This is a genomic window from Enterobacter sp. J49 (assembly GCF_002148625.1).
GTDB lineage: Bacteria > Pseudomonadota > Gammaproteobacteria > Enterobacterales > Enterobacteriaceae > Enterobacter > Enterobacter ludwigii.
Genome location: NZ_MWPY01000045.1, coordinates 1 through 555, shown reverse-complemented (window position 1 = coordinate 555; position 555 = coordinate 1). Strand labels below are relative to the sequence as shown.

1 pseudogene is annotated in these 555 nt (G+C 63.4%); it reads right to left on the bottom strand.

The window, feature by feature from the left end:
• A pseudogene (locus BJP35_RS23820) lies at positions 1-555 on the bottom strand (pyrroloquinoline quinone biosynthesis protein PqqF); the annotation flags it as partial.

Here is a 555-nt window from a genome sequence, read left to right as displayed (position 1 = left end):
CGGCAATGATTGCGTGATTTTCCAGGGCGATTTCGCGTGCGCGTTGCAATGGCTCGGCGCTGAGGCGCTGCACGCTTTGCCGCAGCGCCTGTTGCGTTTGCGCCAGCTCGTTTGCGCCCACGTGCGCCAGCTCATGACGCATTTGCAGTAAGAATTCGTCGGTTAACTGCCGCAGCTGTTCAACGTTGAACGTTGGGGATTGCAGCGCGAACAGCAGGCCTTCGGCATCGGCGCAGCGGTGGAAGGCGCATTGCACCACGTAGCCCACGTTGCGATACACGCGCACCCGCTGAAAATAGCGCGGCGCGTAAAGCTGGGCCAGCACGCGCGGCGCCCAACGGCCTTCGGCTTCGCCGTTCGGCAGCGGGTAAAACTGCAGCAAGGCGTGTTCGGCGCCGCTTTCCGTCAGCGTGACGGGGCGATGATGCTGATATATCGGCAGCGGCGGCTCGGCGGCCACGGGATAGGGGAAGTCGTACAGCAGGTGCGACAGCTGCCGTTTTAACTCGCCATCGCCGCCGGCTAAGGTGGCATGCCACTGCACCGCTGTTGCTG